Source organism: Gilvimarinus sp. 1_MG-2023 (assembly GCF_030548285.1).
Map to the genome: position 1 here is coordinate 1 of NZ_JAUOSC010001939.1, position 228 is coordinate 228.

Here is a 228-nt window from a genome sequence, read left to right on the forward strand (position 1 = left end):
GACCCTCATCGGCGGCGCTATTATTCGTGCAGGCGACCTGGTTATTGACGGCTCACTCACAGGCAAGCTGTCAAAGTTGGCCGAAGCGATGAAATCCTAGTTTGAGGGACGATGCATGCAGCAACTGAATCCATCCGAGATCAGTGAAGTCATCAAAAAGCGCATCGAAAGTCTCGATGTGACTTCACAAGCCCAGAACGAGGGCACCGTTGTATCCGTATCCGACGG

General features: G+C 52.6%; 1 protein-coding gene. It reads left to right on the plus strand.

All coding sequences use genetic code 11. The features are described 5' to 3' along the window. The coding region (locus tag Q4563_RS23420) for a F0F1 ATP synthase subunit delta (RefSeq protein WP_303606252.1) at positions 1 to 100 on the plus strand (100 nt) is incomplete at its 5' end. Positions 101 to 228 lie beyond the last annotated feature (128 nt).